Annotated in this window: 17 protein-coding genes and 1 pseudogene; 11 read left to right on the top strand and 7 right to left on the bottom strand. The window is 65.6% G+C overall.

Annotation, left to right across the window (positions count from 1 at the left end):
* Positions 1 to 98: 98 nt before the first annotated feature.
* The 3 genes from CI805_RS20480 (at position 99) to CI805_RS20470 (ending at position 1,827) form a co-directional block, all read left to right on the top strand.
* Positions 99 to 581 carry a hypothetical protein gene (locus CI805_RS20480; RefSeq protein WP_260928677.1) on the top strand — a complete coding sequence of 161 codons (483 nt, stop codon included), beginning with the start codon at positions 99 to 101 and terminating at the stop codon, positions 579 to 581.
* A 7-nt stretch (positions 582 to 588) separates the two neighbouring features.
* A complete protein-coding gene (locus tag CI805_RS20475) occupies positions 589 to 1,530 on the top strand; it encodes a glutaminase (protein ID WP_260928676.1) in 942 nt (313 codons plus the stop codon).
* Between the two features lie 81 nt (positions 1,531 to 1,611).
* On the top strand, positions 1,612 to 1,827 hold the full coding sequence (locus CI805_RS20470) for a hypothetical protein (protein ID WP_260928675.1): 216 nt from the start codon (positions 1,612 to 1,614) through the stop codon (positions 1,825 to 1,827).
* On the opposite strand, the gene CI805_RS20465 is transcribed toward CI805_RS20470, so the two are convergent.
* Positions 1,818 to 3,602, bottom strand: a complete 1,785-nt coding sequence (locus CI805_RS20465; protein WP_260928674.1) for a cation:proton antiporter — start codon at positions 3,600 to 3,602, stop codon at positions 1,818 to 1,820. The two genes, CI805_RS20470 and CI805_RS20465, sit on opposite strands and share 10 nt — an antisense overlap.
* A 177-nt stretch (positions 3,603 to 3,779) precedes the next feature.
* Here CI805_RS20465 and CI805_RS20460 point away from each other — a divergent pair, with 177 nt between their 5' ends.
* The 3 genes and pseudogenes from CI805_RS20460 (at position 3,780) to recN (ending at position 6,873) form a co-directional block, all read left to right on the top strand.
* A complete protein-coding gene (locus CI805_RS20460) occupies positions 3,780 to 4,580 on the top strand; it encodes an outer membrane protein assembly factor BamD (RefSeq protein ID WP_260928664.1) in 801 nt (266 codons plus the stop codon).
* Between the two features lie 97 nt (positions 4,581 to 4,677).
* Positions 4,678 to 5,147 (top strand): annotated as a pseudogene (locus CI805_RS20455) (RrF2 family transcriptional regulator).
* Between the two features lie 61 nt (positions 5,148 to 5,208).
* Entirely contained in the window at positions 5,209 to 6,873 is a 1,665-nt protein-coding gene (gene recN, locus CI805_RS20450; RefSeq protein ID WP_260928662.1) for a DNA repair protein RecN, read from the top strand.
* A 202-nt stretch (positions 6,874 to 7,075) separates the two neighbouring features.
* On the opposite strand, the gene CI805_RS20445 is transcribed toward recN, so the two are convergent.
* Positions 7,076 to 9,937, bottom strand: coding sequence for a valine--tRNA ligase (locus CI805_RS20445; protein WP_260928660.1), 2,862 nt, complete (start codon positions 9,935 to 9,937; stop codon positions 7,076 to 7,078).
* A gap of 150 nt (positions 9,938 to 10,087) precedes the next feature.
* Here CI805_RS20445 and CI805_RS20440 point away from each other — a divergent pair, with 150 nt between their 5' ends.
* The 5 genes from CI805_RS20440 to CI805_RS20420 all read left to right on the top strand — a co-directional run bounded on the left by CI805_RS20440 (position 10,088) and on the right by CI805_RS20420 (position 14,394).
* Entirely contained in the window at positions 10,088 to 11,206 is a 1,119-nt protein-coding gene (locus CI805_RS20440) for an ABC transporter permease (RefSeq protein WP_260928656.1), read from the top strand.
* On the top strand, positions 11,203 to 12,102 hold the full coding sequence (locus CI805_RS20435; protein WP_260928654.1) for an ABC transporter ATP-binding protein: 900 nt from the start codon (positions 11,203 to 11,205) through the stop codon (positions 12,100 to 12,102). The genes CI805_RS20440 and CI805_RS20435 overlap by 4 nt, the downstream gene beginning before the upstream one ends.
* Positions 12,103 to 12,111: 9 nt before the next feature.
* A complete protein-coding gene (locus tag CI805_RS20430; RefSeq protein WP_260928652.1) occupies positions 12,112 to 13,050 on the top strand; it encodes an MlaD family protein in 939 nt (312 codons plus the stop codon).
* Positions 13,051 to 13,061: 11 nt separating this feature from the next.
* Entirely contained in the window at positions 13,062 to 13,685 is a 624-nt protein-coding gene (locus CI805_RS20425) for an ABC-type transport auxiliary lipoprotein family protein (RefSeq protein WP_260928650.1), read from the top strand.
* Positions 13,686 to 13,845: 160 nt separating this feature from the next.
* Entirely contained in the window at positions 13,846 to 14,394 is a 549-nt protein-coding gene (locus CI805_RS20420) for an outer membrane protein (RefSeq protein ID WP_260928647.1), read from the top strand.
* Between the two features lie 44 nt (positions 14,395 to 14,438).
* On the opposite strand, the gene CI805_RS20415 is transcribed toward CI805_RS20420, so the two are convergent.
* The 5 genes from CI805_RS20415 to CI805_RS20395 are packed head-to-tail and all read right to left on the bottom strand — an operon-like array spanning position 14,439 to position 17,742.
* A complete protein-coding gene (locus tag CI805_RS20415; protein WP_260928646.1) occupies positions 14,439 to 15,134 on the bottom strand; it encodes an ATP12 family chaperone protein in 696 nt (231 codons plus the stop codon).
* Entirely contained in the window at positions 15,131 to 15,355 is a 225-nt protein-coding gene (locus CI805_RS20410) for a hypothetical protein (RefSeq protein WP_260928645.1), read from the bottom strand. Before CI805_RS20410 ends, CI805_RS20415 begins: the two co-directional genes overlap by 4 nt.
* A complete protein-coding gene (locus tag CI805_RS20405; protein WP_260928644.1) occupies positions 15,352 to 16,002 on the bottom strand; it encodes an HAD-IA family hydrolase in 651 nt (216 codons plus the stop codon). The genes CI805_RS20410 and CI805_RS20405 overlap by 4 nt, the downstream gene beginning before the upstream one ends.
* Position 16,003: 1 nt before the next feature.
* Positions 16,004 to 17,338, bottom strand: coding sequence for an RluA family pseudouridine synthase (locus CI805_RS20400; protein ID WP_260928643.1), 1,335 nt, complete (start codon positions 17,336 to 17,338; stop codon positions 16,004 to 16,006).
* Positions 17,338 to 17,742: a fluoride efflux transporter FluC gene (locus CI805_RS20395; RefSeq protein ID WP_260928642.1), complete on the bottom strand. Its 405-nt coding sequence runs from the start codon at positions 17,740 to 17,742 to the stop codon at positions 17,338 to 17,340. The genes CI805_RS20400 and CI805_RS20395 overlap by 1 nt, the downstream gene beginning before the upstream one ends.
* Positions 17,743 to 17,859 lie beyond the last annotated feature (117 nt).

The following is a 17,859-nucleotide window of genomic DNA, read 5'->3' as shown; positions in this document are numbered from 1 at the left end:
CTGGGCTCGGCTCCCGGCGCGGCTCGACACGCGCGGAAGTTGCGGGCAAGACACTGCGCAGCGACGGCCAGCGCCTTGCGCAAGTTGGAGAATCCGGGATGTCTCGCTGGACAACGGTCTGTGTTCTGATGGCGTGTTTCCTGAGCGCTGCAGCGCTTCCCGCCAGTGCCGGGACAGGCTGGAACAGCTATGCCAATGCGCGTTTCGGTTATTCGATCTGCTATCCGGCAGGCCTGCTCGAACCCGCGCCGGAATCCGATAATGGCGACGGGCGCACTTTCACGGGGGCGCAGGGGGCGAAGCTGGCGGTTTGGGGGAACTGGAACGTGCTGTCCTCGTCCGCCAAAGAGGCAAGAGCGGTCGATCTCGCGCGGTTGCGGCAATCGGGATACGAGGTGACCTATAATGTCATGAAGCCGGGCTGGTACGTTCTTTCGGGCACCGGGACACATGGGATCGTCTATCTCAAGTCTCTGATCGGCAAGGAGAAGCAGGTGACGTTCGAGCTGCGCTATCCCGCCGCCGAGGCCGCGCACTGGAATCCGGTCTCGGCGCATCTCTCGCAATGTCTGGCGGGCTGAAACGGTGATGCGCGCGATATCCGGTGCCGCGTTGCAGGCGACGCTTGACGAGATCACGGCAGAGATGCGCGCTGCGACCGAGCGGGGGCGGGTGGCCAACTACATTCCCCCGCTCGCTGCCGTGCCCGACAGCAGGTTCGGCATCGCGGTGGTGCTCGGCACTGGCGAGGTACACGTCGCAGGCGATGCGGACGAGGCGTTCTCGATCCAGTCGATCTCGAAGGTCTTCGCGCTGACGCTGGCGCTGGGGGCGGTGGGCGATCAGTTGTGGAACCGGGTAGGGCGCGAACCTTCGGGCAGCGCCTTCAATTCGATCGTCCAGCTGGAGACCGAGCACGGCATCCCGCGCAATCCCTTCATCAACGCAGGCGCCATTGTGGTGTGCGATGTGCTGCTGGGGCGTCTCCAGCCGCGCGAGGCGATCGGGCAACTGCTGCGCTTCGTGCGCGAACTGGCGGGTGACGACACCATCGCCATCGATGAGAGCGTGGCGCGGGCCGAGCAGGACACCGGCTTTACCAACCGCGCGCTGGCCAACTACATGCGCGCCTTCGGCAATATCCATGGTGAGGTGGAACTGGTGCTGGGCACCTACTTCCACTTCTGCGCCTTGGCGATGAGCTGCCGTCAGCTGGCCATGGCCGGGCGCTATCTGATGGCGGGCGGCATCTCGGACGGGCACCGCGTCATCACCGACAAGCGCGCGCGGCGTATCAACGCGGTGATGATGTCCTGCGGGCAGTACGACAATTCAGGCGACTTCGCCTATCGCATCGGTCTGCCCGGCAAGTCGGGCGTGGGCGGTGGTATTCTTGCGGTGGCACCGGGGATCGCCAGCATCGCGGTATGGTCTCCCGGCCTCAATCCCAGCGGCAACTCGCAACTTGGCCAGATGGCGCTTGAGCGCCTTGTCCAGCGCACTGGATGGTCGGTGTTCGAGCCGCGCTGAGCAGGCACTGTCGCTGGAACGGATCGGGTGGCGGCGGCGTTGCGGGAGAAATCCCATGCCATCGCGCAGGAGAACCCGACCATGTTCAGGGACTTTCGCGAAGATTTTCTCATAGGGGCGGATAGTCCTCCGCCGCCCGAGACGCCGCAAGAGCCCGGCGATGAACCGCAGCGCCCCCCGCTCGGCCCGCGCCGGGAGAAGATCGTGCTGGCGATCCTCGGCTTCAATATGCTGATGCTGTTCCTCGCCCCGCTCGCGGGCGTGACGCTGTTCGACTGGGTGGCGTGTTACGATTGAGCTGGTTTCTCACGCAGCGACCCTGACCGCAGCGCGGGTTTGGCGCTGAGGCCGCCCTCGTTCATGATCTGCTCGCGGTATTCGTCGCGCTTTTCGTGGATCGAGGCGATGATCGGCCCCATTGCGACGCCGGTCTCGACCAGTGCGGCTTCGGAGAGTTGCAGCGAACTTTCCAGCGTCTCTGGCACCGCATGGGTGGCCCCGGCGCGATAGAGCGCAGCGGCGTGGTCCACGTCGCGGGCGCGGGCGATGATCGGCAGGTCGGGGAATTCGCCGCGCAGCTTGCGCACGAGGCGCTGCGCCGTGACCGGCTCGTCCATCGTCAGGATCACCGCCTTGGCATGGGCGACACCGAGCCTGCGCATCGCATCGCCGCGCCCGGCATTGCCGAACGTCACCGCATAGCCCTGCCGCTTGCCCTGCGAGACCAGATCGGCGTCCGAATCGACCGCGTAGTACGGGCGTTTGTGGGTGGTCAGCAGGTCTGCCACCAGCATGCCGACGCGCCCGAAGCCGATGATCAGCGTGGGCGGCGTCCGGTCGTCCATTATCGGGTGGTGCGTGTCCTCCACGCCGTCCACCCGCTTGGCCATCAGCCGCCCGAACAGCGAGAGCAGCGGCGTGACGGTGAGGCCGAGCGCGGTGACGATCTGCCAGAACTGTGCGGTGCCGCTCTGGATCAGCCCGGCGGACGTCGCCGCCGACAGCACGATCAGCGTGGTTTCGGAGGGGCTGGACATCAGGATCCCGGTCTCGGTCGCGGTGCCGCGCCGCGCGCCCATCAGCCGCAGCAGCAGCCCGGTGACGATGGACTTGACCACCATCACCCCCAGCGTCGCCAGCAGGATCGGCACGAGGTTCTTCCAGACCACCGAGAGGTCAATGCTCATGCCGATGGTGATGAGGAACACGCCGAGCGCGAGGCCCTTGAACGGCTCGGTGATCTCCTCGACCTCGGCGTGGTACTCGGTCTCGGCGATCAGCAGTCCGGCCACGAGCGCGCCGACGATGGGCGAAAGACCAGTCGCCGCCGTCGCCAGTGAGGCGAGGATGACGACGAGCAGGCTGGCGGCCAGGAACAGCTCCGGGCTCTTGGTCCGCGCGGCCTGTGCGAACAGCGGCGGCAGCAGGAAGCGCCCGAAGATCAGCAGGCCCGCAACGACCGCGCCGCCCCACATCAGCGTGGAAAGGAGCCCCTTCATCCCGTCCGCATCGGCATGCGGGGCCAGCGCGCCCAGCAGGAAGATGATCGGGACGAGGGCGATATCCTCGAACAGCAGCATCGCCAGCGCGGCGCGGCCTACCGGGGTAGAGGTGCTGGTGATCTTGAGCACCAGCGCGGTCGAGGACAGCGCGAGCGCGAGGCCGAGGGCCAGCGATCCCGCCGTTGACTGCCCCATCGTCGAGAGGATGAAGGTGAAGGCCGCGCCCGTCACCAGCAGTTCCATCGCGCCAAGCCCGAAGACCATGCGGCGCATCTGCCACAGGCGCCCGAACGACAGCTCCAGCCCGATCGAGAACAGCAGCAGGATGATGCCGAACTCGGCGAAGACCTCCAGCCCGTCGGGATCGGTGATCGTGACGTAGCCCAGCCATGGGTGGTCGAACACGTGGCGGCCCAGGCCGAACGGTCCGACCAGCACGCCGATCAGGATGAACCCGATGACCGGGGTGATGCGAAAGCGGGAGAACACGGGAATCACCGCGCCTGCCGCGCCCAGGATCACCAGCGCATCGGAAAGGAAGGGGGAGTAGAGATGGGTTTCTGCCGCCATGGCATTGTTATGCGCAACGGCCCGCCGCTTGTCATGTGCGAAGACTTCTCATGTCTCTGGTGAAGGCCTGCAAAAGTATGGAAATATGAGGCGAGACTTGCACAGTTTGCCGATTTCCCGAGTCCCCCACGCAACTTCACTTTGCGTTCGGCGATGTGCTGGCTATAGACCCACACCATGTTCGAACGCTCGCGATTGAAGACCGCCCTGCTTGCCGTAGCCGCTGGGGCCACTGTTCTCACTGCCGGTTGCGCCGGTCGCGGGGGCAAGACCAAGGACACGGCCTATGTCGCGCGCGACGTCGACACGCTTTACACGGCTGCACAGCAGCGCCTCAACGACGGGCGCACCCTGCAGGCGGCAGCGCTGTTCGACGAAGTTGAGCGCCAGCACCCTTATTCGCCCTGGGCCCGACGCGCCGAACTGATGAGCGCATTCAGCTATTATGTGGCGCGTGATTACAACAAGGCCGTGCAGTCCGCGCAGCGCTTCCTGTCGATCCATCCGGGCAACAAGGACGCGCCTTATGCCTATTATCTGATCGCGGTGTGCTATTACGAGCAGATCAGCGATGTGACGCGCGATCAGAAGACCACGCAGCAGGCCAAGGATGCGCTGACCGACATCATCCGTCGTTACCCGACGACGACCTATGCCACCGATGCCAAGCTCAAGCTCGATCTGGTGAACGATCACCTTGCGGGCAAGGACATGACGATCGGTCGTTTCTACGAGAAGAGCGGTCGCTGGCTGGCTGCAACCCTGCGTTTCCGCAACGTCGTCGACAATTACGCCACTACCAGCCACGCGCCCGAGGCGCTGTATCGTCTGGTCGAGGGCTATCTCTCGCTCGGCACTCCGGACGAGGCGCGCAAGGCGGCCGCCGTGCTGCAGCGCAACTATCCCGACAGCGTGTGGTACGCGCGTGCCTACAAGCTGATCGCCAAGTACCAGCCGAAAGAACTTCAGAAGAGCTGAGCTGGACCTTCGGTCGGACTATTTCCGGGCCGGAGCACAGCTTAGTCCACCCTGCCGGTTGACTTTTCCGGCAGGGTAGCGTTGTCATGACCGCGCCATGCTCTCGCAGAAAACCCGATATACCATCCGTGCGCTTCAACATCTGGCGGACGAATACCAGCAGGGGCCGGTGCGTCTGGAGGCGATTGCCTCTGCGCAGAACATTCCGCGCAAGTTCCTGACGGTCATTCTCTCCGAACTTTCGCGCGATGGTATCGTGCGCTCGCATCGCGGGCGTGCCGGGGATACGAACTGGCGCTGCCGCCTATCGACGTGCGCTATGGCGACATCATCCGCATTACGCGCGGCAGTCTGGCGTTGGTGCCTTGCGCCAGTCGCAACGCGCACGAGACCTGCGCGAACTGCCTGCCCGAATCCGAATGCCGCCTGCGCGCGCTGATGCTCATGCTGCGTGACGAGACGGCGGCGGTGCTCGACCGGCTGACGCTGGCCGATCCGATCGCGCTGGAAGATGCGTTTCCGGTCGATGAGGCTCGGGAAGACGTCGCGCGACCGAACGCGGCCTGACGTTTCGGCGCGCATTTCCGGGTGACGCGCGTTCCGATTGTCGATAGAACGCTTCGCGAACATGTTGACCCGGCTTTCCATTCGCAACATCGTCCTGATCGAGGCGCTCGATCTCGATTTCGCCGGCGGCCTCGGTGTGCTCACCGGTGAGACCGGCGCGGGCAAGTCGATCCTGCTCGATGCCCTCGGCCTCGTTATCGGCAACCGCGCCGACAGCGGGCTGGTGCGGGCCGGAGAGGATCGCGCCAGCGTTATCGCCAGCTTCGATTTCGCGCAGTTGCCGCCCGTCGTCACGACGGGGATCGAGGACGCCGGGATCGAGATCGAACCCGGAGAACCGCTGATCCTACGCCGCCAGCTGAAGGCGGATGGTGGCAGCAAGGCCTGGCTCAACGACCAGCCTGTCGGCGTGGCGCTGCTGCGCGACATCGCGCCTGCGCTGGTGGAGATTCACGGCCAGCACGATGATCGCGGCCTCGTCAATGCGCGTGGCCATCGCGTGCTGCTCGATCGCTTCGCAGGCGGGGACGTCTCCGAGGTCGGTGCCGCGTGGCGGGCGTGGCGCGCCGCGCAAGGGCTGCTCGACGAGGCGCGCGAGCGGGTTTCGCGCGCCGCCGAAGAGCAGGACCTGATCGCCTCCTACCTTGCCGAACTGGAAGTGCTGGCGCCCGACGAGGGCGAGGAAGAGCAACTCGCCCATGCCCGCGCCGACATGCAGAAGGGCGAACGTCTGGCCGACGACCTCGCGGCGCTGGCGCACGTCTGGACCGGCTCCGATTCGGCGGTGGCGAACCTGCGCGGTGCGTCGCGGCGGCTGGACCGCATTGCCGGAGAGCATCCGCTGCTGGAGGAAGCGCTCGCCGCGCTCGACCGCGCGCTGATCGAGGCGGGCGAGGCCGAGGAGAAGATCGACGCGGCGGTCGAGGCATTGGCCTTCGATCCTGCCGAACTGGACCGGGTGGAAACCCGTCTGTTCGATTTGCGCGCGGCTGCCCGCAAGCACGGCTGTCAGGTCGACGATCTGCCCGCCAAGCTCGCCGAATTTCGCGAGGCACTGGCGGTGATCGAGGGCGGCGAGGAGCATCTCGCGGCGCTGGAGAAAGTGGCGCAGAAGGCGGCGCTCGACTATCGCGAGAAGGCAGGCGCGCTGCATGACCTGCGTCGCGCGGCCGCAAAACGCCTCGATGTGGCGGTGGCGAGCGAACTGGCGCCGCTCAAGCTCGATGCCGCGCGGTTCCAGACCTCGGTCGTCCGCCTGCCCGAAGAGCGCTGGAGCGCGAGCGGCATGGACGCGGTGGAATTCCTGATTTCGACCAACCCCGGCACCGATTTCGCCCCGCTTGCGAAGATCGCCTCGGGCGGCGAACTGTCGCGCTTCATCCTCGCGCTGAAAGTCGCTCTGGCCGAAGAGGGCGGCGCGGCGACGGTGATCTTCGACGAAATCGATCGCGGCGTCGGCGGTGCCGTGGCGGATGCCATCGGCGAGCGGCTTTCGCGCCTCGCCTCGACCGGACAGTTGCTGGCGGTGACGCACAGCCCGCAGGTCGCCGCGCGCGGCGATCGCCACTACATGATCGCCAAGTCCTCGCAGGGGACGGTCACGCGCACCTCTGTCACGCCGCTCAGCGATGCCGAGCGCAAGGAAGAGATCGCGCGCATGCTGTCGGGCGCCGAAGTGACCGACGAGGCCCGCGCGCAGGCGGATCGGCTTCTGGAGAAGCTTTGAGGGTTCGTTTGTAAAATGCCCTGAAGGGCATTTTACATGCGGCACCGGCCCACGCCCCCACCCACCACCCGTTGAGCATACTTCCGTCGGGTGGTGGGTGGGGGCGTGGGCCGATGCCGCGCTCGAACGAGCCTTTGCTCGTTCGCACACAAAAAAGGCCCCGCTCTCGGTGGAGAGCGGGGCCTTTTTGTAAGGTCTATCCTCAGCCCAGGCGGGCGAGGGCGGCGACGAGGCGTTCGGCCTCGGCGGCATGGTGCGCGTGGTCGGCGCGAGCCTTTTCGATGGCTTCCGGCTTGGCCTTCTCGACGAACTTGGGGTTCGACAGGCGGCCTTCGAGCGACTTGGCTTCCTTCTGCGAGGCGGCGAGCGCCTTCTCCAGACGGGCCTTCTCCGCCGCGATGTCGATCACGCCTTCGAGCGGGAGAACGAGCGTCGCATCGCCTGCGCCGATCTGCATGGCAGGACCGGCAGGCGCAGCCTCGAAGCGGATCGCTTCGAGACGGGCAAGGCGGTCGATGGCGCTACCGTTGCGCTCGATGATCGCGCGGGTCGCCTCCGAGGGATTGCCGAGATAGGCGGTAAGACGCGCGCCCGGTGCAATGCCGAGTTCTGCTTTCGCACCGCGCAGGTTGCCGACGAGCGCGATCAGCCATTCGACTTCGGCCTTGGCGGCAGCATCGACTTCGGCTTCCGGCGCGGGCCACTTCGCGACGATCAGTTCGCTCTCGCGCGTGCCCATCTTGCTCCACAGCTCTTCGGTGACGAAGGGCATGAACGGGTGCAGCATGACGAGGATCTGGTCGAGCACCCAACCGGCGACGGCCTTGGTCTCGTCGTCGAACGATCCCTTGATAAGCTCGATGTACCAGTCGCAGAACTGGTTCCATACGAAGTGGTAGATCGCGTTGGCGGCGGCATCGAAGCGCAGGTCGGCCATGGCCTTGTCGAGCGCGGCGACGGTTTCGACCACTTCGCCGATGATCCAGCGGTTGACCGCTGTGGTCGCGGCCGGGGCCTTGACCGAGGTGCTCGCGGTGATGCCGTTGGACTGGCAGAAGCGCGCGGCGTTCCACAGCTTGGTGGCGAAGTTGCGGTATCCCTCGACCCGTTTCTCGTCCATCTTCACGTCGCGGCCCTGGCTCTCCATGGCGGCCATGAAGAAGCGCAGCGCGTCGGCGCCGTACTGGTCGATGAGGCCGAGCGGATCGACGACGTTGCCCTTCGACTTCGACATCTTGGCGCCGTCCGCCGCGCGCACCAGCCCATGGAGATAGAGCCGCTTCCACGGCACTTCCTTCATGAAGTGGATGCCCTGCATGGCCATGCGCGCATCCCAGAAGAACAGGATGTCGAAGCCCGAGATGAGCAGATCGTTGGGGTAGTGCTTGGCGAGCAGGCTCTGACGGCCGTTCGTGTCGAGCGCAGTCGAGACACCATCGCGCGGCATCTCGACTTCGCTCGATGCGAACGGGGAGGGGGTTGCATCGACTTCCGGCCAGCCGAGCGTGGCGAAAGGCCATAGCGCCGAGGAGAACCAGGTGTCGAGCACGTCGTTGTCGCGCCAAATCGGTAAAGTAAGATCATCCCTCTCATCGAGGGGGCCATCGGCAATGTATGCTTGATATTCAGGACCGTAAAATTCGTTAGCTAGGCGCAGCGCCTCTTCTTCAGTCTCTGCTACAAATATTTCGACGCCAGAGAACTCAATCTGCCCATCCGGTTTTTCGTGTGTTGAGTAGCTGAGCGCAGAGTCTGAAACCTTTTTCGGCCCATACCACGCCGGGATGCGGTGGCCCCACCACAGCTGGCGCGAGACGCACCAGGGCTGGATGTTCTCCATCCAGTTGAAGAAGGTCTTCTCCCACGACTTGGGGACGATCTCGATCGCGCCCGAGCGCACCGCTTCCATCGGCGGCCCGGCGAGCGTGGCCGCATCGACGTACCACTGGTCGGTCAGCCACGGCTCGATGACCACGCCGCCGCGATCGCCGTAAGGCGTCTGGATCACGCGGTCCTCGACCTTTTCGAGCAGGCCATCGGCGTCGAGCATCTCGACCACCAGCTTGCGCGCGTCGAAGCGGTCCATGCCGATGAATTCGGACGGTACGAGGCCGTCGGCGGTCTGGCAGACCTTCGCCTCGGCATCGAGCATGTTGAGCATGTCGCGCGCCTCGATTCCGGCGCGGCGGCCGACTTCGAAGTCGTTGAAGTCATGCCCCGGCGTGATCTTCACCGCGCCCGAGCCCAGTTCCGGGTCGGCGTGCTCGTCGGCGACGATGGGAATCTCGCGCCCAGTGATCGGCAGCGTCACGGTGGCACCGCGCGCGACGAGATCCTTGTAGCGCGCGTCCTCGGGGTTCACGGCCACGGCCATGTCGGCCAGCATCGTCTCGGGACGGGTGGTGGCGACGTGGATATAGCCCGAACCGTCCGAGAGCGGGTATTTCAGGTGCCAGAACGAGCCGTTGATCTCGCGCGTCTCGACCTCAAGGTCGGAAATCGCGGTCTTCAGCTTCGGGTCCCAGTTCACCAGACGCTTGTCGCGATAGATGAGGCCCTGCTTGTGCAGGTCGACGAAGACCTTGACCACGGCCCTGGTGAAGTGCGGGTCCATGGTGAACTGCTCGCGCGACCAGTCCATCGAGCAGCCGAGGCGACGCAGCTGGCCGGTGATGGTGCCGCCGCTCTCGCGCTTCCAGTCCCACACCTTGTCGATGAAGCCTTCGCGCGTGTAGTTCGTGCGCTTGTCGCCTGCGGCTTCCATCTGGCGCTCGACCACCATCTGCGTGGCGATGCCCGCATGGTCGGTGCCGACCACCCACAGCGCGTCCTTGCCCTTGAGACGCTCGTGACGGATCACGATGTCCTGCAAGGTGTTGTCGAGCGCGTGGCCGATGTGGAGCGAGCCGGTGACGTTCGGCGGCGGGTTCACGATGGTGAAGGGCGCGGCATCGGGGCGTTCGGGCCGGAACAGGCCGTTCGCTTCCCAATGGGCATACCAGCGGGTCTCGATCCCCGCCGGATCGAAGGTCTTGTCGAGCATTTCACCAGAGTTTTCGGTCATGGCGCGGGGCTTTGCCAGCGCGGGCGCATGCGTGCAAGCGCGAAGCAACGCTGAGGCCGGCGGCAACGGGCTTGTGTAATTCGCCCGGCATTTCGTCGACGCTCGGGAACCTCTTGCCGGTGCACGCATTTTCGCCCAATACGAGCGCACATGCGGGACTGGGCTGACTTCTCTCTGTCGGAAAACGACGATGGCGCCACCACGCTGGCGCTAAAGGGATCGCTGCGCGTCCACGCGCTTGGCGATCTCGATCGCCGGATTTCCCAACGGCGCGGGCAGTTTACCCGAATCGACATGTCGGGCGTCACTGACATCGACACCAGCGGTGCCTGGATCGTGATGAGCCATGCGCGCGAGCACGGGCTGGAGATCGTCGGCGAAAGCGACATGGCCAAGCGCCTGTTCACGGCGATCGGCCGGATCGAGGATCACACCGAAAAGGCCGAGCCGCTCCCGCGCTCGAACATCATCATCCGCAGCATTGCCGAACTGGGCGAAGTGGTCATCAACTGGGGCCATGGTTTCCTGCGCTCGGTAGCGTTCTTCGGTGCGCTGGTCAGCGCATTCGGTCGCACGATCCGCCGCCCTTCGCGCCTTCGCGGGACGGCGCTGGTTCACCACATGCAGCATGTGGGGGTGAACTCGCTGTGGATCGTGGGGCTGATGAGCTTCCTGATCGGCATCGTCATCGCCCAGCAGGGCGCGGTGCAGTTGCAGCAGTTCGGTGCCGAGATCTACACGATCAACCTGACGGGGCGCCTCTCGCTGCGCGAACTGGGTGTGCTGATGACCGCGATCATGGTCGCGGGCCGCTCGGGCTCGGCCTTCGCGGCGCAGATCGGCACGATGAAGCTGACCGAGGAGGTCGACGCAATGCGCACCATCGGCGTCGATCCGATGGAATCGCTGGTCGTGCCACGCGTGTTGGCGGCGATGATCATGATGCCGCTGCTGGGCTTCTATTCCTCAGTACTGGCGATCATCGGCGGCGCCTTCATCTCGAACTTCGCACTCGACATTCCCTTCCTGACCTTCCTCCAGCGCACGCAGGAAGTGGTGCCGATCAGCGACGTATGGATCAGTCTGATCAAGGCGCCGTTCTTCGCGCTGATCATCGCGCTGGCGGGCTGCTATCAGGGCATGCAGGTGGACACCAACGCCGAGGAAGTCGGCGCGCGCACCACGCAGGCGGTCGTCACCGCGATCTTCACGGTGATCGTGCTCGACGCGTTCTTCGCGGTGTTCTTCACCAAGATCGGCTGGAAATGAGCACGCTCCCTGAAACCGAGGCGGCAGACGTGCCGGTGTCCGAGGACTATGGCGAATATCCCATCGTCGTCGAAGGGCTGACCAACGCCTTCGGCAGCCACCTCGTGCATGACGAGCTTTCGTTCAAGGTGCGCAAGGGCGAGATTCTCGGCGTCGTCGGCGGATCGGGCACCGGCAAGTCGGTGCTGATGCGCTCGATCATCGGGCTCCAGCATCCCAGTCACGGCGAGATCACTGTGCTGGGTCATTCGATGACCGGGGCGAACGAGGAGGAAGACCTCGACATCCGCTCGCGCTGGGGCGTGCTGTTCCAGGGCGGTGCGCTGTTCTCGACGCTGACCGTGGGTGAGAACGTGCAGGTGCCGCTCAAGCAGTTCTACCCCGAGCTTTCGGACCAACTGCTGGAGGAAGTCGCCCGCTTCAAGGTGCGCCTTTCCGGCCTGCCGGACGAAGCCTCTTTCAAGTACCCGAGCGAGCTTTCGGGCGGCATGAAGAAGCGCGCTGGCCTCGCCCGCGCGCTGGCGCTCGATCCCGAACTGCTGTTCCTCGACGAGCCCACGGCGGGTCTCGACCCGATCGGCGCGGCGGCGTTCGACAGCCTCATCAAGGAGCTGAAGGAGACGCTGGGCCTCACTGTCTTCCTCATCACCCACGATCTCGATACGCTCTATGCGATCTGCGACCGGGTGGCGGTGCTGGCGGAGAAGAAGGTGATCGCGGTCGGCACGATCCCGGAACTGCTGGCGCTCGACCATCCGTGGATCGAGGAATACTTCAAGGGGCCGCGTGGGCGGGCGGCACAGGCGACCGAACTCCGCAACGAGGCCGAAGGCACGGACGAGCCGGATACCTCGCTTTCGTTCGACGACACCACACCTACAGCGCAGGAAACCTAGGAACACGGCATGGAAACTCGGTCCAACAATCTGTGGGTCGGCGCGGTCACGCTGGTGCTGGTGGCGGCGCTGGCGGTCTTCGTCCTGTGGATCGCGCGGCTTAACCAGCACGAGCAGAAGCAGTACGACATTTTCTTCAAGCAGTCGGTCGATGGCCTCGCGAAAGGATCGGAGGTTGCCTATTCGGGCGTGCCGGTCGGGCAGGTGAAGCAGATCGAGCTGTGGCCCAAGGACCCCAGCTTCATCCGCGTGCGCATCAAGGTGGAAGAGAACGTGCCGATCACCATCGGCACCACTGCGACGATCCAGTCGAGCTTCACCGGCGTATCCGACATCCAGCTGGAAGGTGCGGTGAAGGGCGCGGCCCCGATCACCGAGCCGGGGCCGGACGGCGTGCCGGTGATCCCGACGACGCCGGGCGCTTTCAGCGAAGTGCTGGCCAATGCGCCGCTGCTGATGGAGCGCCTCGCCACGCTGACCGAGAACCTCAACCAGCTGCTCTCTGCCGATAACCGCAAGGCGATCGGCGGCATCCTGCAGAACACCAATGTCATGACCAAGCAGCTGGCCGATGCCTCGCCGCAGGTCCAGAAGACGCTGGTGGAACTGCAGGGCACGCTCAATCAGGCGACGCAGACGCTGGCCGCGTTCCAGGGCGTGGCGGGCAAGGCCGACGATCTGCTGGGCAGCAAGGGCAACTCGCTGGCCGATCAGCTGCGCAAGACGCTGGCTTCGGCGCAGGCCTCGATGGACCAGCTGAACGTCACGCTGCAAACCGCGCAGCCCGCGTTCAAGGAAGTCTCTGACCAGACGCTTCCGGCCGCCAACGCCGCGATCCGCGACCTGCGCGCGACCAGCAAGGCGCTGCGTTCCGTCACCGAAAAGATCGACGAGCAGGGCGCGGGCGCGCTGTTCAAGGGGCAGAAGCTGCCCGACTACAAGCCATGAGGACCAGAGCGATGAACGCCATTTCCCTTAGCCGCATGGCTCGCCTGACGCAGGGACTGTTGCTGTCGGGCGCGGCCTGCGCCGCGCTGTCGGGCTGCATCTCGCTGGCGCCCAAGGTGCCCAACCAGCTGCTCTCGCTGACGCCTGCGCACAGTGCGCCCAGCGGCGATCTGGCCTCGGCCTCGCTCAAGGACGCGCTGGTCATCACCGAACCCGATGCCGACCGCAGCCTCGATGTGATGCGCGTGCCCGTGCGTGTCGACAATTCCAGCATCGCCTACCTCAAGGATGCGAGCTGGATGGAGAAGCCGACGCGCGAGTTCCGCGATCTGCTGGCCGAAACCATCCGGGCCAATTCCGGCAAGCTGGTGGTGGTCGATAGCGATTTCGAGGAGCCGGGCCAGACCGTGCTCAGCGGTCGCCTGCTCGACATGGGCTATGTCGCCGCGACGCACACCGTGGTGGTGCGGTTCGATGCGATCCTCAACCAGCCCGGCGCCAAGGTCGTGACCCGCCGTTTCGAGGCGAGCGTCCCCAATGTCGAGGCCAAGGCCGCTGCCGTCGGCCCGGCGTTGAACACCGCCGCCAATCAGGTCGCCCAGCAGGTGGCCGACTGGATGAAGACGCAGGGGTGATCGGCTCTGTTGACGGCCTTTTGATGGAAACACCATCGAACGCTGCGTGTAATAGTACCGTTAAAAATCTGTCATCTTATTGACTATGCTTGTTTTTCTGTCGAAGGGCGCGGCCCCGACCGGGTCATGATCCGGGCGATGGAAAACAGGGAGTCATGAAATGAAGTCGATTTTGACCGCTGGTGCCGCTCTGGTTCTGGCTGCCGTTCCTCATGTCGCGAACGCACAGGCATGGGTTCAGGCGGAAACCGGCGTGGACGTGGTTCATGCCGAGGGCGAGACCCGCGCGAATATCGCTTATGGCGTATCGGGTGGGTACGACTACCAGATGCAGGGTGGGATCTTCGTGGGCGCGATGGGTTCGTTCGGAGACAGCGAGACCCGCGCTTGCGTGTCGGACGATGGCGACCGCGCCTGTATCAAGACCGGCCGCGATCTTGCGGCACTGGTGCGTCTGGGAACCACCGTGGGCGAGCGCTCGAAGGTTTACCTGCTTGGCGGCTACACCAATGCCCGCGCTATCGCCAGCGCCTCGGTGGACGGCACCCATGTCGAAGCGCACAAGGATCTTGATGGCTTCCGTCTTGGCGCGGGTGGACAGGTCGATCTGACCTCGAAGCTGTTCCTGAAGGCCGAGTATCGCTATTCGAACTACCAGTACGGTGTTTCGCGCCACCAGGGTGTGGTCGCGCTCGGCGTCAACTTCTGATCGCTGCGGCGGGGGCGTTACGGCGCCTCCCGCTCCGTCAGGGTTCAGCTTCGCGAGAGGCGGGCGAAGTCCATTGCCAGCTTGAACGCCTCGAAGCGGATCGCGCGGCGCTGTGTCGCCTCGTGATCCTCACCCCATAGTTCGACTTGCCAGTCCTCTTCCAGATTGGCTGCGTTCCACAGGCTTTCAGCCTCGGCATCCGGTGCGATCGCAGCCAGGGCAATCGACAGCGAGGCGGCAAGGCTGGCCAGCATGTTCAGCGCGGCGAGCGTGAAGGCATCTTCGCTCTCGATTTTCGCGCGCAGGGTCGCGAGGGTTTCCTCGGGCTGAGGGCGGTGGATAATCCCCGAAATGCGCGTGTAGCGAACGCCGAGATCGGCCTCGATCCGGGCGAGCAGTGGCTCCCACACCGCCTGCTGGCGCGCGTAGAGGGCATCCTCGGGATCGGCGCGATAGCACAGCGTGTCGGTCTCGGCGTAAGGCAGCAGACCTTGGGCGAGCGCGGCGCGGTCGTCGGTGACGACATCAAGCGCGAAGTCGGCGAGATCGCGCAGCCGGAACGAGGCCGGATGGATCGTCTCACCCTGCGCGTTCCATTCGGCGGCCAGCGCTTGTGCCAGCGCCGCGCTCGGCACCACCTGCGCGCGACCACCAGCCGTGCGGATCGGTCGCCCGTCGAGCACGACGCGCCAGCCTTCGGAAATCTGGTCGATGGCGGCGGCGGTATAGAAGCGCTTCATTCGGGGGACTTCCAGCGACGGATCAGCAGGGCAGGCAGGAGGAAAATCGCCACCAGCCCGAGAAGGAGCAGCGCATAGCCGCCGTATCGTGCGCCGTCACCCGTTACCATGCCGAGACGGCCCTCGGCCAGCAGCAGGCCGATGATCACCAGCGCCACGCCGCCCAGGCGCAAGGCCTGAAGGGCGAAAAATCGCCCCTTTGCCGGGTCGGTCGCTCTCATCCCAGCAGATGCGCGCGCAGCGCCTCGGGGCTGTGGGCAACCCATTCGGCGCCTGCCTCCGTCAGTTCCTGCGGCTGATGATAGCCCCAGTCGACACCGACTGCTCGTGTGCCCGCGTTCACCGCCATATGCATGTCATAGACGGTATCGCCCAGCATCACCGCCTCTTGGGGCTGTGCTCCGGCTTCGAACAGCGCGGCTTCCAGCATGGCGGGGTGCGGCTTGGACGGATGCCGGTCGGCAGTCTGAAGCGTGTGGAACAGCCCTGCGACGCCGTTCTCGACCAGACAGTGCGTCAGGCCACGGTCGGACATGCCGGTCGCGACGCCGAGCGTCCATCCGGCATCGACCAGCGCGTGCAGCAGGTCGGCAATGCCCGGAAACAGCGGCTGCGAGACGCGCCCTTCGGTGCGCGCCTGCCGGAACAACTGCTTGTAGGCATCGGCGAGGCCGTGGTGGATCTCGGCGGTTTCGTCCGGCAGCAGTTGTCGCATCGCCTGCGGCAGCGAGAGGCCGACCGCGCGGCGGATGCGATTACGGTCGGGCGCGGGCAGGCCGAACTGCGCGAAGGTACCTTCCATCGCCTCGCAGATCGGTGCCTGCCCGTCGACCAGCGTGCCGTCGCAGTCGAAGACCGCCAGCTTCATCTCAACGCTTTCCGCGCGGTGCCGAGGGACGGCCCGAGGGCTTGCCGCCTGCCGGGCGACCGCTACCCGAGGGGCGTCCGCCGCTCGCCGGACGGCTCGCGCCTGAACGGGCGCCCGGCTTGCCACCAGGCTTGCCCGTACCGCGCGGACCGGCCTTGGCACCGGGCTTCCCGCCCGGTTTCCCGGCAGGCTTGCTGCCGGGGCGCGAGGGGCGGGTCTGGCCGGACTGGCCATCGGTGCGCTTGCGACGCTCGCCGCGGCGTTCCTTGCGGTATTCCTTGGCGTGCTGCTTGGCGGCGCGCTTCTGGTCTTCCTTGGTGAACTCGGCCGGACCTTCGGGCAGATCGGGCGCCTCGCTTTCCTCGAAGCCGAGCGCAGCCAGCGAGGAGGCGAAATGCTCGGGCAGCTCGGCGGTGACGTCCAGTGGGGTGCCGTCCGGGTGATCGATGATCAGGCGACGGGCATGAAGGTGCATCTTGCGGCTGATGGTGCCCGACAGGAACGCGTCCTGTCCGCCGTACTTGCCGTCACCCACGATCGGGTGGCCGATTGCGGCCATGTGGACGCGCAACTGGTGGGTGCGTCCGGTCAGCGGGTGCAGCTCGACCCAGGCGGCACGGTTGCCCGCGCGGTCGATCACGCGATAGCGGGTGCGCGCCGACTGGCCGCCTTCCTCGTCGACATGCATCTTCTCGCCGCCGGTGCCCGGCTGTTTGGCGAGCGGCAGTTCGATCATCCCGTCCGAGATCGACGGCACGCCGATCACCAGCGCCCAGTAGATCTTCTTGGCGGTGCGCCCCGAAAAGCGCTTCGAGAAGAACGAGGCGCTGCCCGGCGTGCGGGCGATCAGCAGGACGCCCGAGGTGTCTTTGTCGAGACGATGGACCAGACGCGGGCGCGGTCCACGGTCGGCATAGGCATCGAGCAGGCCATCGACATGCTGGTGCGTGCCGCTGCCGCCCTGCGTGGCAAGGCCCGGCGGCTTGTTGAGCACGATCGCCGCGCGGTCCTGCGTGATGACCATCGAATCGGCGAGTTCCAGCTCGGCCTCGGTCAGTTCGCGGCGCACGCGCTCGCCGTTGGCATTGGTGCGCGGATCGCCGCCCGGCGGCACGCGCAGCACTTGCCCCGGCGCAAGGCGGGTGTCGACATCGGCGCGCTTGCCGTCGACGCGAATCTGTCCGGTGCGCGCCCAGCGCGAGACGGTCGCGAAACCGACTTGTGGCAGGTGGCGCTTGAACCAGCGGTCGAGCCGGACGCCATCGTCGTCATGGCCGACGGTGAACTGGCGAACGCTGTCGCTGTCGGAGGAAGGGGTATGGGGATCGTACGTCATCAGATCGCTCTCGCAACAGAAAGTCCCGCTACCAGCGCGACGATCCCGGTCAGCACCGAAAGCCCGGCATAGAACATGCCAAGCCCCGGCTGGCCGCGCTGGGCCAGCGAGATCACGTCGAGAGAGAACGAGGAGAAAGTGGTGAAACCGCCCATCACGCCGACCATCAGGAACAGGCGAGCCGATTCGCCATGGCTGCCGTGACGCGCGAACAGGCCCGCAATCACGCCCATGGCGAGCGAGCCGAGCACGTTGACCGTCAGGGTCGAAATCGGGAATGCCCCGGCGCGGGCAGGGCCAAGCAGGGCGCTCCAGCCAAGGCCGACGACAAAGCGCAGCCACGAGCCGAGCGCGCCACCGGCTGCCACTAGCAGCGATGCGCCGAGGAAATTGGGAATGGGCATTGCAGGCCCTTAGCCGGGAATCGGCGGATTTCCAATCGTGTGCAGGCGATCTATATGGCGCGAGCGTCGATTCGGACTCGCTGCGGGGTAATTTCCGTGGTGCGCGAGGGTTGAAGC

This window comes from Novosphingobium sp. 9 (assembly GCF_025340265.1).
Lineage (GTDB): Bacteria > Pseudomonadota > Alphaproteobacteria > Sphingomonadales > Sphingomonadaceae > Novosphingobium.
This window is presented reverse-complemented; position numbering and strand designations above follow the sequence as displayed.